This is a genomic window from Sphingomonas adhaesiva (assembly GCF_036946305.1).
Classification (GTDB): Bacteria; Pseudomonadota; Alphaproteobacteria; order Sphingomonadales; family Sphingomonadaceae; genus Sphingomonas; species Sphingomonas adhaesiva_B.
In genome coordinates this window covers 17877-33672 of the sequence record NZ_JAQIJJ010000006.1, presented here as the reverse complement: position 1 = coordinate 33672, position 15796 = coordinate 17877, and the positions used below count along the sequence as shown (strand labels likewise).

Sequence of the window (15796 nt, the reverse complement as noted above, 5' to 3'; positions counted from 1 at the left end):
CCCTCGTTATTCGGCACCATGCCGACTCGAACGTTCGCCCTTTGGGGGGGTGTGACCATGACGAACCAGGCAACGCCGGCGCCGCTCGCCGGGCAGGTAGAAACGATCCTGCTGTCCGCACGCAGCGCCGGATCGACGCTCATCATCTCGCGCGGGCACGATCCCGCCACGATCCGCCTGCTGCTGGCGGAGGGGCTGATCCGCGAACGCCTCGGTCACCTCGTCCTGACGCTCAAGGGTCACGAACGCCGGCGCGCCTGTTCGCGGGGTTGAATCATTCAAGCCGTCACCCCGGCCTTGAGCGGGGGTGACGCATCAGGTAAGAAGCCGAGCAGCGCTACAATCGATCGAAATCGATCGGCTGGTGCCGGTCGAGCCGCTGCTCCGCTGCCGGCATCGGATATTTCAGCCCGGTGGCGCAGTTGAACAGCACCACCTCCTCATCCTCGTCCACCTCGCCGTCGCGTAGCGCCTGGGTGTAGGCCGCCAGCGTAGCGCCGCCCTCCGGGCACAGCAGCAGCCCGTCCTTGCGCGCCGCGTCGTCCACCGCGCGCAGGATCGCGGGATCACCCACCGCCAGCGCCTTGCCGCCGCTCTCGCGCACCGCGCGCAGGATCAGGAAATCGCCCACCGCGCGCGGGACGCGAATCCCCGCGGCGACGGTCTGCGCATCCTCCCAGCGCTCGGCATGTTCCTCGCCCGCCTCGAACGCGCGCACGATCGGCGCGCAGCCCGCCGCCTGCACCGCATACATCCGCGGCCGCTCGCTGCCGATCCAGCCCAGCGCCTCCAGTTCGTCGAACGCCTTCCACATCCCGATCAGGCCGGTGCCGCCGCCGGTGGGATAGAAGATCGCCCTGGGCAGCCGCCAGTCGAGCTGCGCGGCCAGTTCCAGCCCCATCGTCTTCTTGCCCTCGATCCGGTACGGCTCCTTCAGCGTCGAGAAATCGAACCAGCGCCCCTCCGCCGCCCCCTTCCCCACGATCGCACCGCAGTCGTCGATCAGGCCATTGACGCGCCACACCCGCGCACCCTGCGCCGCGATCTCGCGCACGTTCACTTCGGGCGTGTCGTCGGGGCAGAACACGATCGTCTCGATCCCGACGCGGGTCGCATAGGCCGCGAGCGCCGCGCCGGCATTGCCGTTGGTCGGCATCGCGATCCGCGTAACCCCCAACTCCTTCGCCATCGCCACCGCCATCACGAGCCCGCGGGCCTTGAAACTGCCGGTGGGCAGCCGCCCCTCGTCCTTGACCAGCACGTTGGGGCCGCCGCTACGGTGCAAGGGGATCAGCGGCGTCTCGATCTCGCCCAGGCTGACGACATTCTCGGTGCGCCGCACCGGCAGCAATTCCCGCCAGCGCCACAGGTCGGTGTCGCGCGCCGAGAGCGTATCGCGCGACAGCGCCGCCCCCGCCGCCGCCAGATCGTAGCGCACCAGCAGCGGGCGCCCCGCGCGCGACAGATTGTGGAGCGAATCGGGGTCGTAGCGCTCCCCGGTCAGCGAGCATTCCAGATGGGTGACGAAGGTGGGCCGATCGGCGGTCAGATTCGCGTTCATGTCGGGCGACTTAGGCGCGACGACGCAACGACGGAAGCATGTGGTTGGAAGGAAGTGCCGCGGGCCGCCCCGGCGCGCCGCTCTATGCGCGAAACATTCCCTTATTCCGCGGCGAAGGCCGGGGTCCAGTAACGATCGGTCCGCAAGATGCAGAAACCGCTTGCAACTGGACCCCGGCCTGCGCCGGGGAACAGAAGAGATCCGATCTTTAGCAGCGGCCCCGGCGTCAGTCCGGCTTCTTCGCCACGCCCACCAGCGCGGGGCGCAGCAGGCGGTCCTTGATCATATAGCCGGCCTGCATCTCCTGCACGACGGTGCCCGGCTCGGCATCGCTCGGCATTTCCATCATCGCCTGGTGCCGGTTGGGGTCCAGCGGCTGCCCCATCGCGTCGATCCGGGTGATGCCGTGACGGCTGAAGATGCTCGCCAGCTCGCGCCCCGTCGCATCGAGCCCGACGACCAGCCCCTTGAACTTCTCGTCCTCGCGCAGTTCCGCGGGGATCGCCGCCAGCGCGCGTTCCAGATTGTCGCTGACGGACAGGATGTCGCGCGCGAACGATGTCGCGGCATAGGCGCGCGCGTCGGTTGCCTCCTTCTCGGCACGGCGGCGCACGTTCTGGATGTCGGCCTGCGCGTACAGCGTCTCCTGCTTCGCGGCGGCCAGCTGATCCTCCAGCTCGGCGATGCGGGCCGCCGCGGCGTCATGCTCCGCCACTTCGGGCGCGGCCTCGGCCGTCTCGTCGCGCAGATCGTCCGCGGCGGGCTTGTCGGTATCGGTCATTCTGTCCCTATCTTTTGGCTCTATGGGCGCCGCGTCACCCGAGCAGGCGGGCTAATGTCGCGGCGGTGAAATCCACCATGGGCACGACGCGCGCGTAGTTCAACCGCGTCGGGCCGATCACGCCGACCACGCCGACGACGCGCCCGTCATGCCCGCGAAACGGCGTGGCGATCACCGACGATCCGCTGAGCGCGAACAGATTGTTCTCCGCGCCGATGAAGATCCGCGTTGCATCCCCCGCGCGCGCCGAGTCGAGCAGCGCCGCGACCTCCTGCTTGCCCTCCAGATCGTCGAGCAGCCCGCGCACCCGCTCGACGTCCGCGACATCGGCATCGTCGAGCAGCCGCCCCTGCCCGCGCACGATCAGCACGGGGCGGCGCGCGCCATCCTCGCTCCACACCGCCAGCCCACGCTCCACCAGCGTGCGCGCGGCGGCATCCAGCGCGCTGCGTCCGGCGGCCAGCTCGCGCTCCAGCCGCGCGCGCGCCTCGCCCAGCGTCAGCCCGCCCAGCGTCGCTGTCATATAATTGCCTGCCTCGACCAGCGCCGAGGGCGTGACGCCGACGGGCAGGTCGATCACACGATTCTCGACCGTGCCGTCCTCCCCCACCAGCACCGCCAGCGCCTGTGTCGCGGCGAGCGGTACGAAGTGGATCGAGCGCAGCACCGCCTCGCGCTTTGGCACCATCACCAGCCCGGCGCAGGCGGACAGGCCCGACAGCGCCGCGGTGGTGGCGGCCAGCGCCTCCTCGACCGGGCCGTGGCGTCCGGCGCGCGACTCGATTTGCGCGCGCTCCTCCGCGGTCGGTTCGTGCGCCTGCATCATGCCGTCGACGAACAGTCGCAGCCCGCGCTCGGTCGGCACCCGCCCGGCCGAGGTGTGCGGCGCGGCGAGCAGCCCCAGCGTCTCCAGTTGCGCCAGAACGTTGCGGATCGACGCGGGCGACAGGTTCAGCCCCGCCTGTGCCAGCGTCTTCGATCCCACCGGCTGCCCGCTTTCCAGATATCCGTCGACGACCCGGCGGAAGATATCGCGCGCGCGATCGGTCAGTTCGGCGATGGGCGGGGACGCGGCCATGCGGCGAATGTAGGCGCCCCCGCCCCGCGGCTCAACGTCCGCGCCTTTACGCTTCGACAACCAGCGCCGGGCAGGGATGCGCGCCATGTACAGCTATCGATTCGATCACCATTCCAACGCCTTGGACATTCGCTGGGAACGTATCTTCACCCCGCAGGAGGTCGCGCTGTACGCCGCCGATCTACAGGCCGCGTTCCTGCGCGAGCGGTTCCGGCCCGGCTATCGCCTGTTGATCGACATGTCCGCCTGCGTCGCCCAGCCACGCGACACGCTCGCCGCCTTCGAGCGCGCGATGGGCAATTTCCCCAAGGCCAGCCGCATCGCGATCGTCGCGGTCAACGCCGTGATGCAGGCACAGGTGCGCCGGGTGATGACGCAGCCGTATCTTCAGGTGTTCACCGACCCTGCACCGGCGCGCGACTGGCTGGTGGCGTGATCGGCGCACTTGTTGCGCGCGGTATAGCGCCCTAGGGCCGGTCCAAATCGTTCCTCAGGAGAAGACAATGCGCCCCAGCGGCCGCGCCCCCGACCAGATGCGCCCCATTTCGATCGAGCCGCGCTTCACGCGCCATGCCGAGGGTTCGGTGCTGATCGGTTTCGGCGATACCAGGGTCCTCGTCACCGCCTCCGTCGAGGAGCGCGTGCCTCCGTTCCTGCGCGGCAAGGGCCAGGGCTGGGTCACCGCGGAATATGGCATGCTGCCGCGCGCTACCCACACCCGCGGCAGCCGCGAGGCGGCCAAGGGCAAGCAGTCCGGCCGCACGCAGGAAATCCAGCGGTTGATCGGCCGCAGCTTGCGCGCCGTCACCGACATGACGTTGCTGGGCGAGCGCCAGATCACGCTCGACTGCGACGTGATCCAGGCCGATGGCGGCACCCGCACCGCGGCGATCTCGGGCGCGTGGGTCGCGCTGCGCCTCGCGGTCGATGGCCTGCTCCAGTCGGGCAAGCTCGCCGCCGACCCGATCACGCAGAAGGTCGCCGCGGTGTCGTGCGGCATCCATCAGGGGCAGCCGGTGCTCGACCTCGACTATATCGAGGATTCGGCCGCCGATGCGGACGGCAATTTCGTGCTGCTGGAGAACGGCAATATCGCCGAGGCGCAGGCGACCGCCGAACACGCCACCTATGACGAGGAAGCGCTGCTCCGCCTGCTGCGCCTCGCGCGGATCGGCTGTGCCGAGATCTTCGCGGCGCAGGCGAAGGCGGTCGCATGAGCGGAGAGGGCAAGGAGCCGCAGGCGATCCGCAAGCTCCAGCCCGGCCGACTGGTGATCGCCAGCCACAATGCCGGCAAGGTGCGCGAGATCGGCGCGCTGCTGGAGGGCTATGGGCTGGAGGTCGTCTCCGCCAAGGCGCTCGACCTGCCCGAGCCGGAGGAGACCGGCACCACCTTCGTCATGAACGCGGAGCTGAAGGCGCGTGCCGCGGCGGACCTCTCCGGGCTGCCCGCGCTGGCCGACGACAGCGGGCTGTGCGTCGATGCGCTGGGCGGCGATCCCGGCATCTTCTCGGCGCGCTGGGGCGGCGAGACGCGCGACTTCGGCATGGCCATGCAACTGGTCGAGGACAAGCTGCGCGAGACGCCGGACGCGCCGCGCGACGCGCATTTCGTCTGCGCGCTGGCGCTGGCCTGGCCTGACGGACACGTCGAATGGTTCGAGGGGCGCGTCGACGGCACACTGGTCTGGCCGCCCCGCGGCGACAAGGGCCATGGCTATGACCCGGTGTTCCAGCCGGTCGGCCACGATCTCACCTTCGGCGAGATGGACGAGCCGGCCAAGAACGAGATCAGCCACCGCGGCGACGCCTTCCGCCAGATGGTCGCGGCGGTGTTCTGAGGCAGGGTGGTCTCCCCCCTTCGTCATCCCCGCCTTCGCGGGGACGACGAAGGGGCGCTTCTCGCCTCCTGACATGACCAATCGTTAAGGGTGACGCGCCCTGCGGCGCGATGTAGATGGCGCGCCCATGGGGCACGGGCATCACCACCACCACGACCATGCGCATCACGACCATGGTCATTCGCACGGTCACGGCCATTCTCACGCCGCCCCGCCCGAACGCTGGGACCGCGTCTTCGCGATCGGGATCGGGCTGAACCTCGGCTATGTCGTGGCGGAGGGCGTTGCCGGTTTCGCCTTCGGTTCGGTCGCGCTGCTCGCGGATGCGGGGCACAATCTGTCCGACGTGCTGGGCCTCGCGGTTGCCTGGGGCGGGGCCGCGCTGGCGCGGCGCGGACCGTCGAAGCGGTTCACCTACGGGCTGAAGGGTTCGACCATCCTTGCCGCGCTCGCCAATGCGCTGCTGCTGCTGGTCGCGATCGGCGCGATCGCGCTGGAGGCGGTGCAGCGCTTCGGCGACCCGGCGCCGGTCGCCGGCCTGTCAGTATCCGTGGTGGCGGGCATCGGTATCGCGGTGAACGCGTTCACCGCCTGGCTGTTCGCGCGTGGTCGCAAGGGCGACGTCAACATCCGCGGTGCCTATCTCCACATGCTGTCCGACGCGGTCGTGTCCGCGGGCGTCGTGGGGGCGGGTATCGCGATCTGGCTGACCGGCGCGGGCTGGATCGATCCGCTCGTCAGCCTCGTCATCGCCGCGGTGATCTTCTGGCAAACCTGGGGTTTGCTGCGCGAGACGGTGGAAATGTCGCTCGCCGCCGTGCCGCGCGGGGTCGACTACGACCATGTTCGCGAGGCGCTGGCGACGCTGCCCGGCGTCGCGGAGGTGCACGACCTCCACATCTGGCCGATGTCGACCACCGAACCGGGGCTGACCGCGCATCTGTGCGTGCCCGCCGGCCATCCGGGTGATGCGTTTCTCCACGACGCGCAGGAGATGCTCCACCACCGCTTCGGCATCGGCCATGCCACGATCCAGGTGGAGACGGGTGGCGCCTGCGTGCTGGCGGACGAGACGAAGGTGTAGCCTGAAGGCCCTTGCCTTTATGGGAGTGGTTTGGGGTGGGGCTGTCATGAGCCACACCTCCGAAAAGCGGAGTAAGAAGCAGGCAGCGCGACGGCAAAGCCGCCGCGTGACGTCGGTCGGGTTCGGCTTTGCCGCCCCGCCGGCCGTGCCGCCCGATGCGCTACGCGCACCGGCGCGGGCGTGCCCGCACCTTCGGGCGTCAGTACGCCCTGGCCACCGCGAATTCGACCGCCTCGATCATCGCATCCTTGACCGCGCCGTCGCCGAACACCGCCAGCGCATCGATCGCGCGCTGGCCATAATGGCGCGCGCGCGCGAACGTGTCGTCGACCGCGCGGCTGCGTCGCACCAGCTCCACCGCATGCGCGAAGTCGGCATCGCTGGCGCGACGCCCCTCGACCGCGTCGCGCCAGAAGGCGCGCTCGCCCTCGTCGCCGCGCGCATAGGCCAGGATCACGGGCAGCGTCATCTTGCCCTCGCGGAAGTCGTCGCCCGCGTCCTTGCCCATCGTGCCGGCGTCGCTGGTATAGTCGATTGCATCGTCGACGAGCTGGAACGCGACCCCCAGATAGCGGCCATAGGCGTCGAGCGCGGCCTCTTCCGCACTCGGCCGCCCCGCGATCACCGGCGCCACGCGGCACGCGGCGGCGAACAGCGCCGCGGTCTTCGCGCCGATGATGTCGAGGTAGCGCTCCTCCGCCAGATCGACGCGACGCACCGCGGTCAGCTGGTTGACCTCACCCTCCGCGATCACCGCCGAGGCATTGGACAGGATCTCCAGCGCGCGCAGGCTGCCGCCCGCCACCATCAGCTCGAACGAGCGCGAGAACAGGAAATCGCCGACCAGCACGCTGGCGGGATTGCCCCAGATGATGTTGGCGGTGCGCTTGCCCCGGCGCAGGTCGGAGCCATCGACCACGTCGTCGTGGAGCAATGTCGCGGTGTGGATGAACTCCACCGCGGCGGCGAGCAGGTAGTGGCGGTCGCCCTCATATCCCACCAGCCGCGCGCTCGCGAGCGTCAGCATCGGGCGCAGCCTTTTGCCCCCGCCCGCGATCAGATGCCCGGCCAGTTCGGGGATCAGCGGGATGTCGGACTGCATCCGCTCGACGATCACGGCATTGACCTGTTCCATGTCGCGCGCGACCAGCCCGATCATCGGGTCGAGCGACGGCGCATGGCCGGGGAGGCGGTGGAGCGTGGCGATCATGTGCCCCGCCCTTTGCGGCGCTATGGCGCGCAAGGCAAGCGCGGGCTTGCCCTCCGGCCGTCATGCCCGCATGAGACGCGCGTGATCCACGGGGAGGCGGACATGGCCGACGACATGCTGAAGCGCTATCGCAAGAGCATCGACAATATCGATGCGGCGCTGGTCTGCCTGCTCGCAGAGCGGTTCAAGATCACCCAGGCGGTCGGTGCGCACAAGGCCAGCTCCGGCCTGCCCGCCGCCGACCCCGGGCGCGAGGAGGCGCAGATCGCCCGCCTGCGCGCGTTGAGCGAGGATGCCGAGCTGGACCCGGAATTCTCCGAGAAGTTCCTGCGCTTCATCATCGACGAGGTGATCCGGCACCACGAGGCCGCGGCGAAGGCCTGACACCCGCCCCACCACATCCGTCACCCCGGCCTTGAGCCGGGGTCCCGCTGTCGCGCGACGGTCTGAGAAGAAGCGGGACCCCGGATCAAGTCCGGGGTGACGGGAAAGGTGACGAAGCTACCGCGGCATCCGCGCCACCACCTCCGCATATTCCCGCATCGTCTCGTCAAAGATCGCCGCCACCGGCTTCACCGAATCGATCCGTCCCGCGACCTGCCCGGTCAGCGCCACGCCCGCCTCCAGGTCGCCGCCGAAATACACCGCCTGCGTGTCCGCGAATTCGGCGAAGATCCCACCCGGCGCGCCCTCGCGCTCGATCCGCGTCGTCCGCTCGGTCCGCAGCGCGCGCAGCGCCGGTCCCGGGCCGGCACGATTGAGGAACACGGTGTCGGTCGCGTCTGCACGCACGATCGCCTGCTTCCAATTGTCGTGTACTGGACATTCCGCCGCGGTCAGGATGCGCGTCCCCATCAGCACGCCCTCCGCGCCCAGCGCGAAGGCGGCCGCCATGCTGCGCCCGTCCATGACGCCGCCCGCCGCCACAACCGGCACATCGACCGCGGCGACCACCTGCGGCACCAGCACCATGGTGGACACGTCCTTCGGGTTCTTGAACCCGCCGCCCTCGCCGCCCTCGACGATCAGCCCGTCGACCCCGGCCTCGACCGCGCGCAGCGCACCCGCCAGGTTGGGCACGACGTGGAACACCGTCAGCCCCGCCGTCTTCAGCATCGCGGTATATGTCATCGGATCGCCCGCCGAGGTGGTGACGAACCGCACCCCCTGGTCGATCACGAACTGCACGATCGACGGATCGCGCGCACGAACGCCTGCGCCACATTCACCCCGAACGGTCTGTCGGTCAGCGCACGCATCTTCACGATCTCGTCGCGCACCGCGTCCAGCTCGCCCGACGAGGTCTCGATGATCCCCATCCCGCCCGCATTCGACACCGCGGAGGACAGCGGCGATCGCGCGATCCAGCCCATCGCCGCCTGGATGATCGGTTTCTCGATCCCCAGCATCTCGGTGACGCGAGTCCTCATGCGAAGATCTCGTCGAGGAAGGTGCGCATCGCCTGCCAGCTGCGTCGGTCGGCGCGCGGCTCGTAGGCGACACCCGGGATGGTCGCGTCGCGCCGGCTCTCGTCGGTGAAGGCGTGGCCGGCATGGCCATAGGCATGAAGCTGCCAGTCCGCCTTCGCCGCGGTCAGTTCCTGCGCCAGCCCGACCGTGGTCGCGGGCGGCGCGAGCGGGTCTTCCCAGCCGTGGCACACCAGCAGCTTCATCGCGATCGGCTCGACCGTGGCATAGTCCGGCCGGTCATAGACGCCGTGAAAGCTGACCCCGCCCAGCGTCTCCAGCCCGGCGCGCGCCATGTCGAGCACGCACTTGCCGCCGAAGCAGAAGCCGATCGCCGCCGTGCGGTCGGCGTCCACCTCGTCCTGCGCCTTCAGCACCGACAGGCTCGTCGCCAGCCGGTCGCGCAACAGCGCGCGGTCCGCGTTCATCTCGTTCATGTAGCGCGCGAAGTCCGGCCCCGGCTCGCCCCGCTTGCCCTGCCCGAACACGTCGCAGGCGAAGGCGGCATAGCCCAGCGCGGCGAGATCCTCCGCCTTGCGGTTGTCGGCCTCCTTCTGGCCGAACACATTGGGGATCACCAATATGCCCGGTCGAGGTCCGGTCTGCGCGTCGTCCCATGCGAACACGCCTTCGAAGGACCCGCCGGGGCCGTCATGCACGATGGTGCGGCGCTGGATCGTCATCGCCCTCTCCTGTTGTCTCGTCCGTCCTATCCGCTAGAGCGACCGGCGAAGGGGGGCAAGGCGATGGATGTACGCGTCGACGATCCGAACAATCCCGCGCTGGCGGACCTGCTCCGCGCGCATGTCGCCGAACAGCACGGCAACGTTCCGCCCGGCTTCGCCTTCGCGCTGGATGCGGGCGGGCTGAGCGCGCCCGAGGTGACCTTCTTCTCCGCCTGGGAGGGCGATACGCTGGCCGGCTTCGGAGCGGTCAAGCAGCTGGACGCCGCCAGCGGCGAGGTGAAGTCGATGCGCGCCGCCCCCGCTTTCCGCGGCCGCGGCGCCGGTCGTGCGATCCTCGACCGCCTCGTCGCGACCGCACGCAGCCGCGGCTGGCGCCGGCTCTATCTCGAAACCGGGACCACACCCGCCTATGACGCCGCGCTGGCGCTGTACCGCCGCGCCGGCTTCGTCTCCTGCCCGCCGTTCGGCGACTATGCGGCCAGTCCGCACAACCAGTTCTTCATGCTCGACCTAGGGGAAGATTGAATGCCCACACTCGTCCTGATCCGCCACGGCCAGTCCGCCTGGAACCTGGAGAACCGCTTCACCGGCTGGTGGGACGTCGACGTCACCGAGAAGGGTGCGGCCGAGGCGCGGGCCGCGGGCGAACTGATGGCCGCGAAGGGGCTCGACTTCGACCAGACCTTCACCAGCCTGCAGACCCGCGCGATCAAGACGCTGAACCTCGCGCTGGAGGCGATGGGCCGGCTATGGCTGCCGGTCGAGAAGGACTGGCGCCTCAACGAACGTCACTATGGCGGCCTCACCGGGCTGGACAAGGCGGAGACCGCGGCCAAGCATGGCGACGAACAGGTCCATATCTGGCGCCGCAGCTTCGACGTGCCCCCGCCCCCACTCGACGCCGGCAGCGAATTCGACCTGTCGAAGGACCGCCGCTACGCCGGCATCGCCATCCCCGCCGCGGAGAGCCTGAAGGACACGATCGAGCGCGTCCTGCCCTATTGGCAGCAGCGGATCGCGCCCGCGCTGAAGGACGGGCAGCGCGTGTTGATCTCCGCACACGGCAACTCGCTGCGCGCGCTGGTGAAGCATCTGTCGAACATCCCCGACGACGAGATCACCGGGCTGGAGATCCCGACCGGTCAGCCGATCGTCTATGAACTGGACGACGCGCTGAACGCGACGGATCGTTATTATCTCAGCGAGCGCTGACGCCCTTCACCCGTCACCCCGGCCTTGAGCCGGGGTCCCGCTTCTTCGGCAACGTGCGAGAGAAAAGCGGGACCCCGGATCAAGTCCGGGGTGACGAGGGCTTGCTAGGGAGTGAGCACCCGGCCACATTCCCCCGCATGACCCGCACCTCGCTTCTTTTCCTCCCGCTCCTCCTCGCCGCCTGCGACGATGGCGGCAGCACCTATGCCGACGCGAAGCTCGTCAAGGCGGCGCGGGCGGGCATGATGGCGGTGCAGGGCGTGCCGGGCGGCAAGACCTCCACCTTCACCGCGGTCCGCCTCGTCGGCAAGACGACCGTTTGCGGGATGATCGACGGCAATGACGGCGACGGCCCGCGCGCGTTCAGCGCACAGGGCCAGACGGTGTTGGTGGAGGACAAGCGCGACCCCGCGACCAAGGCTGCGGTCGACCGCGCCTGCGTCGGCCAGCCGGTGCACGAGATCGTCAGCCGCAACGGACAATTCACCGATCTGGCGGTGAAGCACTGAGTCCAACCCGTCACCCCGCCATCGGCAGCCGCAACCGCACCAGCAACCCGCCGAGATCCTCGCTTTCCTCCAGCGTCACCGTCCCGTCGTAGATCTCCGCCACATCGCGCACGATCGCCAGCCCCAGCCCGGTGCCCGGCTTCCCCGTGTCCAGCCGCACCCCCCGGTCGAAGATACGGATACGATCCGCCTCAGGAATGCCCATCCCGTCGTCCTCGACCATGATCTCGACGAACCCGGCCTGCGCGCCGACGGTCACGAAGACGCTGCCGCCGCCGTATTTCGCGGCATTCTCGACCAGATTGCCCATGATCTCGTCCAGATCCTGCCGCTCGATATGCGCGACGAGGTCCTTTGGTCCGTCCATGTCGACGCGGACATGGGGATACAGCCGTCGCACCGCGCGCTCGACCGATTCGACGCTGGGCCATACCTCCGCCCGGCTGTGCGCCGACCCCCGCCGCCCCACCGCGCGCGCGCGCGCCAGATGGTGGTCGACCTGCCGCCGCATCGTCCGCGCCTCGCGGATCACCGTATCGGACAGGTCGTCGGACTGCGCGGTCGCGGCGTTCATGATGACCGTCAGTGGCGTCTTCAGCGCATGCGCCAGATTGCCGGCGTGACGCCGCGCCTCCTCCGCCTGCGTCTCGTTGTGCGCGACCAGCGCGTTCAGTTCCTCCACCAGCGGCAGCACCTCCAGCGGCATGTCGCCGACAATGCGGTTGGCGCGTCCCGCGCGCATCTTGGCGATCTCCAGCCGCACCTTGCGCAGCGGCCACAGGCCATAGAAGGTCTGCAACGCCGCCAGGATGATGAGCCCCACGCCCAGCAGCACGAAGCTGCGCACCAATGTCCGCCGCAGAATCGTGATCTGCGCGTCCAGCCCCTCGCGGCTCGACGCGACCTGGAACCGCCAGCGCACCGGCGATCCCGGCAGCTTCACGTCGCGCTCGACGATGCGCAATTTCTCGTCGCGGAATTGCGCACTGTCGTAGCTGTGAACGGTGCGATCGTCGTGCGGCTTGCCGTAGGCGAGCAGCCGATCCCACAGCGATCGCGACGGAAAGGCCTCGCGCCCCGGCGCCGACACCTGCCAGTACAGCCCCGAATACGGCTCCAGAAAGCGCTGGTCGGCGGGTTCGCGGTTGAAGATCACCTCGCCCTCCGGTCCGATCTCCGCGGAAACGAGCAGCGAGCGCAGCACATATTCCAGCTGATCGTCGGCATTGCGCGTCACCGCCGCCACCAGCACGCGATCGAGCGCGAACCCGCCGCCCGCCAGCAACAGCGAGATCCACAGCGCCGCGATCAGGATCATCCGCCGCGACAGCGAGCCGCGTGCGCGCAGCGGGATCGATTCGGCAGAGTCCGTCACGCGATCAGGCGTCCGGATCATCCAGGCTGTAGCCGAGGCCGCGGATCGTGGTGATCACGTCCTGTCCCAGCTTCTTGCGGATGCGCGTCACGAATACCTCGATCGTGTTCGAATCGCGATCGAAATCCTGGTCGTAGATATGCTCGATCAACTCGGTCCGGCTCACCACCTTGCCCTTGTGGTGCAGCAGATAGCTGAGCAGCTTGTATTCCTGCGCGGTCAGCTTCACCGGCTCGCCCGCGCGCGTCACCTTGCCCGATCGGGTGTCGAGCCGCACGTCGCCCGCGGTCAGCTCGGACGAGGCATTGCCCGACGCGCGGCGGATCAGCGCGCGCAGGCGGGCGATCAGTTCCTCGGTCTGGAACGGCTTGGCGACATAATCGTCCGCGCCCGCATCCAGCCCGGCGACCTTGTCGGACCAGCTGTCGCGCGCGGTCAGCACCAGCACGGGGGTGGTCTTCCCCTCCTTGCGCCAGCGGTCGAGCACGGTCAGCCCGTCGATCTCCGGCAGGCCGAGGTCGAGGACGATCGCGTCGTAACTCTCCGTTGATCCAAGGAAGTGCCCTTCCTCGCCATCGGTGGCGAGGTCGATGGCATAGCCCGCCCCCTCCAGCGTCGCCTTCAGCTGCTGGCCGAGATTGGGCTCGTCCTCCACGATGAGCACGCGCATATCGTCTCCCTGTCCTTTTCGTTAGCGGCCGGTGCGGCCGATCACCTGCCCCGAACGGCCGTCCACGTCGACCCAGATCACCTCGCCCTCGCGCAGGAACTTGAGCGTATAGACCCCGCTCGGCATCTCCAGGTCGAACCCGATATATTGCGCGCCCTTCATCTGCGGCACGACGCGGCGCTCGATCTCCTTGAGCGGCAGGATGCGGCCCTGCCGCGTCGCCTGCAACGCGGCCAGACCGTCGCGCTCCTGCTCCGCCCCCATCCCCGTAGCCGCCGCGGGGGCGACGGGGGCAGCGACGGCACCGGCCCCGGCAAGGACGATAGGGAGGAGGGACATCGGCATTCTCACGATTGCTGGCATAGGCGGGGCGCGTTGAACAGCCTGTGAATGGTCGCGACAACGTCGCCATGCCGGCGCGGTTGCCGGGGACGGTGCGACGCCCTAGGTGCGCGCGATGGCTGCTCCCGTCCTTTCCTATGAAGATCTCGGCGTCGTCCAGGGCGCCGGCTGGCTGTTCCGGCACCTGAACCTGTACATCGGCGCGCGCGACCGGCTGGCGCTGATCGGACGCAACGGCGCCGGCAAGTCGACATTGCTGCGGCTGATTGCGGGCGCGATCGAGGCGGACGAGGGCCGCCGCACGATCGTGCCCGGCACGAAGGTCGTGATGCTGGAGCAGGATCCCGATGTCTCCGCCTTCGCCACGCTGGAGGATTACGTCCTCGCCGGCGCCGGCGCCCCCGCGACATACGAAGCGGCGGCGATCGCCGGCCAGCTTGGCATCAACCTGTCGCGCGAGGCGGCGACCGCTTCCGGGGGCGAGCGCCGCCGCGCTGCGATCGTCCGCGCGCTGGCGATGGACCCCGACGTGCTGTTGCTCGACGAGCCGACCAACCACCTCGACATCGCCGCGATCGAATGGCTGGAGGATTGGCTGAAGCGCTTCACCGGCGCCTTCGTCGTCATTAGCCACGACCGCACCTTCCTGACCCGGCTGACGAAGCAGACGCTGTGGATGGACCGCGGCCAGTTGCGTCGTGCCGAGGTCGGCTTCGGCGGGTTCGATGCCTGGACCGAACAGGTCTATGCCGAGGAGGAGCGCAATGCGCAGCGGCTCGACGCCAAGCTGAAGATCGAGGAACATTGGCTCCAGCGCGGCGTCACCGGGCGCCGCCGCCGCAACCAGGGCCGCCTCGCCAAGCTGAAGGACATGCGCGCCGAACGCGCCGCGATGATGGGGCCGCAGGGCGCCGCCGCGCTCCAGGTCGCGGCCGATGACGTCAAGACCAAGATCGTGATCGACGCGGAGCATGTCACCAAGAGCTATGGCGATCGCACGATCATCCGCGACCTGACGCTTCGCGTCGCCCGCGGCGACCGCATCGGCATCGTCGGGCGCAACGGCGCGGGCAAGTCGACCTTGCTGAAGCTGCTGACCGGCGAGATCGAACCCGACAGCGGGCAGGTGAAGCGCGCCAAGACGCTCGACGGCATCGTCATCGATCAGCAGCGCAGCCTGATGGCGCCGCAGAAGACGGTGCGCGACGTGCTGGCCGATGGCGGCGAGTGGATCGACGTGCTGGGCGTGCGCAAGCACCTCCACGGCTATCTCAAGGAATTCCTGTTCGATCCCAATCTCGCCGAGGCGAAGGTGGGTACGCTGTCGGGCGGCGAGCGCTCGCGTCTGCTGCTGGCACGCGAGTTCGCGCGCGAATCGAACCTGCTGGTGCTCGACGAGCCGACCAACGATCTCGACTTGGAGACGCTCGACCTGTTGCAGGAGGTGATCGCGGATTATGGCGGCACCGTCCTGATCGTCAGCCACGACCGCGACTTCCTCGACCGCACCGTCACGGTGACGCTGGGTCTGGACGGATCGGGCACGGTCGACGTCGTCGCCGGCGGCTATGAGGATTGGGAGGCCAAGCGCACCCGCCGCCACGAACCGCGCAAGCCGGCCGCGGCCAAACCCGTCGCTGCGCCCCCACCGCCGCCATCGCGCGCCAAGCTCAGCTACAAGGACCAGCGCGACTTCGACCTGTTGCCGAAGCGGATCGAGCAGATCGACGTCGCGGTCGCCGCGGCGGAAGCGAAGATGGCCGACCCGGCGCTCTATTCGCGCGACCCGGCCGCGTTCGACCGGCTGACGAAGGAGATCGCGGCGCTTCGCGAGGAAAAGGACGCCGCGGAGATGCGCTGGCTGGAACTGGCGGAGATGGTTGAGGGGATGGCCTGACCCCACGTCACCCCGGTTCAAGGCCGGGGTGACGGACGCTGGACATCGTCATCCCGGGCTTGACCCGGGATCCATCGACCGGCGG

At 69.1% G+C, this 15796-nt stretch carries 20 protein-coding genes; 10 read left to right on the top strand and 10 right to left on the bottom strand.

Annotated features, from left to right (window positions below; translation table 11 throughout):
• The first annotated feature begins 57 nt into the window (after positions 1-57).
• Positions 58-273 carry a hypothetical protein gene (locus tag PGN14_RS10815; protein ID WP_335299533.1) on the top strand — a complete coding sequence of 72 codons (216 nt, stop codon included), beginning with the start codon at positions 58-60 and terminating at the stop codon, positions 271-273.
• A gap of 64 nt (positions 274-337) precedes the next feature.
• Here the strand turns inward: PGN14_RS10815 and PGN14_RS10810 are convergent, their stop codons facing one another.
• From PGN14_RS10810 to hrcA, 3 genes are all read right to left on the bottom strand, one after another.
• On the bottom strand, positions 338-1561 hold the full coding sequence (locus tag PGN14_RS10810; RefSeq protein WP_335299532.1) for a threonine synthase: 1224 nt from the start codon (positions 1559-1561) through the stop codon (positions 338-340).
• 226 nt (positions 1562-1787) lie between these two features.
• Entirely contained in the window at positions 1788-2342 is a 555-nt protein-coding gene (gene grpE, locus PGN14_RS10805) for a nucleotide exchange factor GrpE (protein ID WP_335299531.1), read from the bottom strand.
• Positions 2343-2376: 34 nt separating this feature from the next.
• Positions 2377-3420: a heat-inducible transcriptional repressor HrcA gene (hrcA, locus tag PGN14_RS10800; RefSeq protein WP_335299530.1), complete on the bottom strand. Its 1044-nt coding sequence runs from the start codon at positions 3418-3420 to the stop codon at positions 2377-2379.
• Between the two features lie 85 nt (positions 3421-3505).
• Here hrcA and PGN14_RS10795 point away from each other — a divergent pair, with 85 nt between their 5' ends.
• From PGN14_RS10795 to PGN14_RS10780, 4 genes are all read left to right on the top strand, one after another.
• Positions 3506-3856, top strand: a complete 351-nt coding sequence (locus tag PGN14_RS10795; RefSeq protein WP_335299529.1) for an STAS/SEC14 domain-containing protein — start codon at positions 3506-3508, stop codon at positions 3854-3856.
• A gap of 67 nt (positions 3857-3923) precedes the next feature.
• Complete coding sequence (gene rph, locus PGN14_RS10790; RefSeq protein ID WP_335299528.1) at positions 3924-4637, top strand: ribonuclease PH; 714 nt, start codon at positions 3924-3926, stop codon at positions 4635-4637.
• Entirely contained in the window at positions 4634-5260 is a 627-nt protein-coding gene (rdgB, locus tag PGN14_RS10785) for an RdgB/HAM1 family non-canonical purine NTP pyrophosphatase (RefSeq protein WP_335299527.1), read from the top strand. The genes rph and rdgB overlap by 4 nt, the downstream gene beginning before the upstream one ends.
• 127 nt (positions 5261-5387) lie before the next feature.
• Positions 5388-6344: a cation diffusion facilitator family transporter gene (locus PGN14_RS10780; RefSeq protein ID WP_335299526.1), complete on the top strand. Its 957-nt coding sequence runs from the start codon at positions 5388-5390 to the stop codon at positions 6342-6344.
• 199 nt (positions 6345-6543) lie between these two features.
• Here the strand turns inward: PGN14_RS10780 and PGN14_RS10775 are convergent, their stop codons facing one another.
• Positions 6544-7554 carry a polyprenyl synthetase family protein gene (locus PGN14_RS10775; RefSeq protein WP_335299525.1) on the bottom strand — a complete coding sequence of 337 codons (1011 nt, stop codon included), beginning with the start codon at positions 7552-7554 and terminating at the stop codon, positions 6544-6546.
• A gap of 102 nt (positions 7555-7656) precedes the next feature.
• On the opposite strand from PGN14_RS10775, the gene PGN14_RS10770 reads away from it, so the two are divergent.
• A complete protein-coding gene (locus PGN14_RS10770) occupies positions 7657-7938 on the top strand; it encodes a chorismate mutase (protein WP_335299782.1) in 282 nt (93 codons plus the stop codon).
• Positions 7939-8055: 117 nt separating this feature from the next.
• On the opposite strand, the gene PGN14_RS10765 is transcribed toward PGN14_RS10770, so the two are convergent.
• From PGN14_RS10765 to PGN14_RS10755, 3 genes are read right to left on the bottom strand one after another with little or no spacing between them, the layout of a single operon-like run.
• On the bottom strand, positions 8056-8742 hold the full coding sequence (locus PGN14_RS10765; RefSeq protein ID WP_335299524.1) for an NAD(P)H-dependent flavin oxidoreductase: 687 nt from the start codon (positions 8740-8742) through the stop codon (positions 8056-8058).
• Positions 8730-8984: a nitronate monooxygenase gene (locus PGN14_RS10760; protein WP_335299523.1), complete on the bottom strand. Its 255-nt coding sequence runs from the start codon at positions 8982-8984 to the stop codon at positions 8730-8732. The genes PGN14_RS10765 and PGN14_RS10760 overlap by 13 nt, the downstream gene beginning before the upstream one ends.
• Positions 8981-9703: a dienelactone hydrolase family protein gene (locus PGN14_RS10755; RefSeq protein WP_335299522.1), complete on the bottom strand. Its 723-nt coding sequence runs from the start codon at positions 9701-9703 to the stop codon at positions 8981-8983. The genes PGN14_RS10760 and PGN14_RS10755 overlap by 4 nt, the downstream gene beginning before the upstream one ends.
• 63 nt (positions 9704-9766) lie before the next feature.
• On the opposite strand from PGN14_RS10755, the gene PGN14_RS10750 reads away from it, so the two are divergent.
• The 3 genes from PGN14_RS10750 to PGN14_RS10740 all read left to right on the top strand — a co-directional run bounded on the left by PGN14_RS10750 (position 9767) and on the right by PGN14_RS10740 (position 11427).
• Positions 9767-10231, top strand: a complete 465-nt coding sequence (locus PGN14_RS10750) for a GNAT family N-acetyltransferase (protein WP_335299521.1) — start codon at positions 9767-9769, stop codon at positions 10229-10231.
• The gene (gpmA, locus tag PGN14_RS10745) at positions 10232-10918 is read left to right on the top strand and encodes a 2,3-diphosphoglycerate-dependent phosphoglycerate mutase (RefSeq protein WP_335299520.1); all 687 of its coding nucleotides are present in this window, start codon (positions 10232-10234) and stop codon (positions 10916-10918) included. It abuts the gene before it with no gap.
• A gap of 137 nt (positions 10919-11055) precedes the next feature.
• Positions 11056-11427, top strand: a complete 372-nt coding sequence (locus PGN14_RS10740; protein WP_335299519.1) for a hypothetical protein — start codon at positions 11056-11058, stop codon at positions 11425-11427.
• A gap of 10 nt (positions 11428-11437) precedes the next feature.
• Here PGN14_RS10740 and PGN14_RS10735 read toward each other — a convergent pair whose 3' ends face one another.
• The 3 genes from PGN14_RS10735 to PGN14_RS10725 form a co-directional block, all read right to left on the bottom strand.
• Positions 11438-12745, bottom strand: coding sequence for a sensor histidine kinase (locus PGN14_RS10735; protein WP_335299781.1), 1308 nt, complete (start codon positions 12743-12745; stop codon positions 11438-11440).
• Between the two features lie 61 nt (positions 12746-12806).
• Positions 12807-13472, bottom strand: coding sequence for a response regulator transcription factor (locus PGN14_RS10730; RefSeq protein WP_335299518.1), 666 nt, complete (start codon positions 13470-13472; stop codon positions 12807-12809).
• A 21-nt stretch (positions 13473-13493) separates the two neighbouring features.
• Positions 13494-13811, bottom strand: coding sequence for a hypothetical protein (locus tag PGN14_RS10725; protein WP_335299517.1), 318 nt, complete (start codon positions 13809-13811; stop codon positions 13494-13496).
• 118 nt (positions 13812-13929) lie between these two features.
• Here PGN14_RS10725 and PGN14_RS10720 point away from each other — a divergent pair, with 118 nt between their 5' ends.
• On the top strand, positions 13930-15711 hold the full coding sequence (locus PGN14_RS10720) for an ABC-F family ATP-binding cassette domain-containing protein (protein WP_335299516.1): 1782 nt from the start codon (positions 13930-13932) through the stop codon (positions 15709-15711).
• The last annotated feature ends 85 nt before the right edge of the window (positions 15712-15796 follow it).

Bases quoted from the DNA above. Each gene is read 5' to 3' on its own strand.
- PGN14_RS10815 (WP_335299533.1), top strand. From the start codon at position 58: ATGACGAACCAGGCAACGCCGGCGCCGCTCGCCGGGCAGGTAGAAACG.
- PGN14_RS10810 (WP_335299532.1), bottom strand. From the start codon at position 1,561: ATGAACGCGAATCTGACCGCCGATCGGCCCACCTTCGTCACCCATCTG.
- grpE (WP_335299531.1), bottom strand. From the start codon at position 2,342: ATGACCGATACCGACAAGCCCGCCGCGGACGATCTGCGCGACGAGACG.
- hrcA (WP_335299530.1), bottom strand. From the start codon at position 3,420: ATGGCCGCGTCCCCGCCCATCGCCGAACTGACCGATCGCGCGCGCGAT.
- PGN14_RS10795 (WP_335299529.1), top strand. From the start codon at position 3,506: ATGTACAGCTATCGATTCGATCACCATTCCAACGCCTTGGACATTCGC.
- rph (WP_335299528.1), top strand. From the start codon at position 3,924: ATGCGCCCCAGCGGCCGCGCCCCCGACCAGATGCGCCCCATTTCGATC.
- rdgB (WP_335299527.1), top strand. From the start codon at position 4,634: ATGAGCGGAGAGGGCAAGGAGCCGCAGGCGATCCGCAAGCTCCAGCCC.
- PGN14_RS10780 (WP_335299526.1), top strand. From the start codon at position 5,388: ATGGGGCACGGGCATCACCACCACCACGACCATGCGCATCACGACCAT.
- PGN14_RS10775 (WP_335299525.1), bottom strand. From the start codon at position 7,554: ATGATCGCCACGCTCCACCGCCTCCCCGGCCATGCGCCGTCGCTCGAC.
- PGN14_RS10770 (WP_335299782.1), top strand. From the start codon at position 7,657: ATGGCCGACGACATGCTGAAGCGCTATCGCAAGAGCATCGACAATATC.
- PGN14_RS10760 (WP_335299523.1), bottom strand. From the start codon at position 8,984: ATGAGGACTCGCGTCACCGAGATGCTGGGGATCGAGAAACCGATCATC.
- PGN14_RS10755 (WP_335299522.1), bottom strand. From the start codon at position 9,703: ATGACGATCCAGCGCCGCACCATCGTGCATGACGGCCCCGGCGGGTCC.
- PGN14_RS10750 (WP_335299521.1), top strand. From the start codon at position 9,767: ATGGATGTACGCGTCGACGATCCGAACAATCCCGCGCTGGCGGACCTG.
- gpmA (WP_335299520.1), top strand. From the start codon at position 10,232: ATGCCCACACTCGTCCTGATCCGCCACGGCCAGTCCGCCTGGAACCTG.
- PGN14_RS10740 (WP_335299519.1), top strand. From the start codon at position 11,056: ATGACCCGCACCTCGCTTCTTTTCCTCCCGCTCCTCCTCGCCGCCTGC.
- PGN14_RS10735 (WP_335299781.1), bottom strand. From the start codon at position 12,745: ATGATCCTGATCGCGGCGCTGTGGATCTCGCTGTTGCTGGCGGGCGGC.
- PGN14_RS10730 (WP_335299518.1), bottom strand. From the start codon at position 13,472: ATGCGCGTGCTCATCGTGGAGGACGAGCCCAATCTCGGCCAGCAGCTG.
- PGN14_RS10725 (WP_335299517.1), bottom strand. From the start codon at position 13,811: ATGTCCCTCCTCCCTATCGTCCTTGCCGGGGCCGGTGCCGTCGCTGCC.
- PGN14_RS10720 (WP_335299516.1), top strand. From the start codon at position 13,930: ATGGCTGCTCCCGTCCTTTCCTATGAAGATCTCGGCGTCGTCCAGGGC.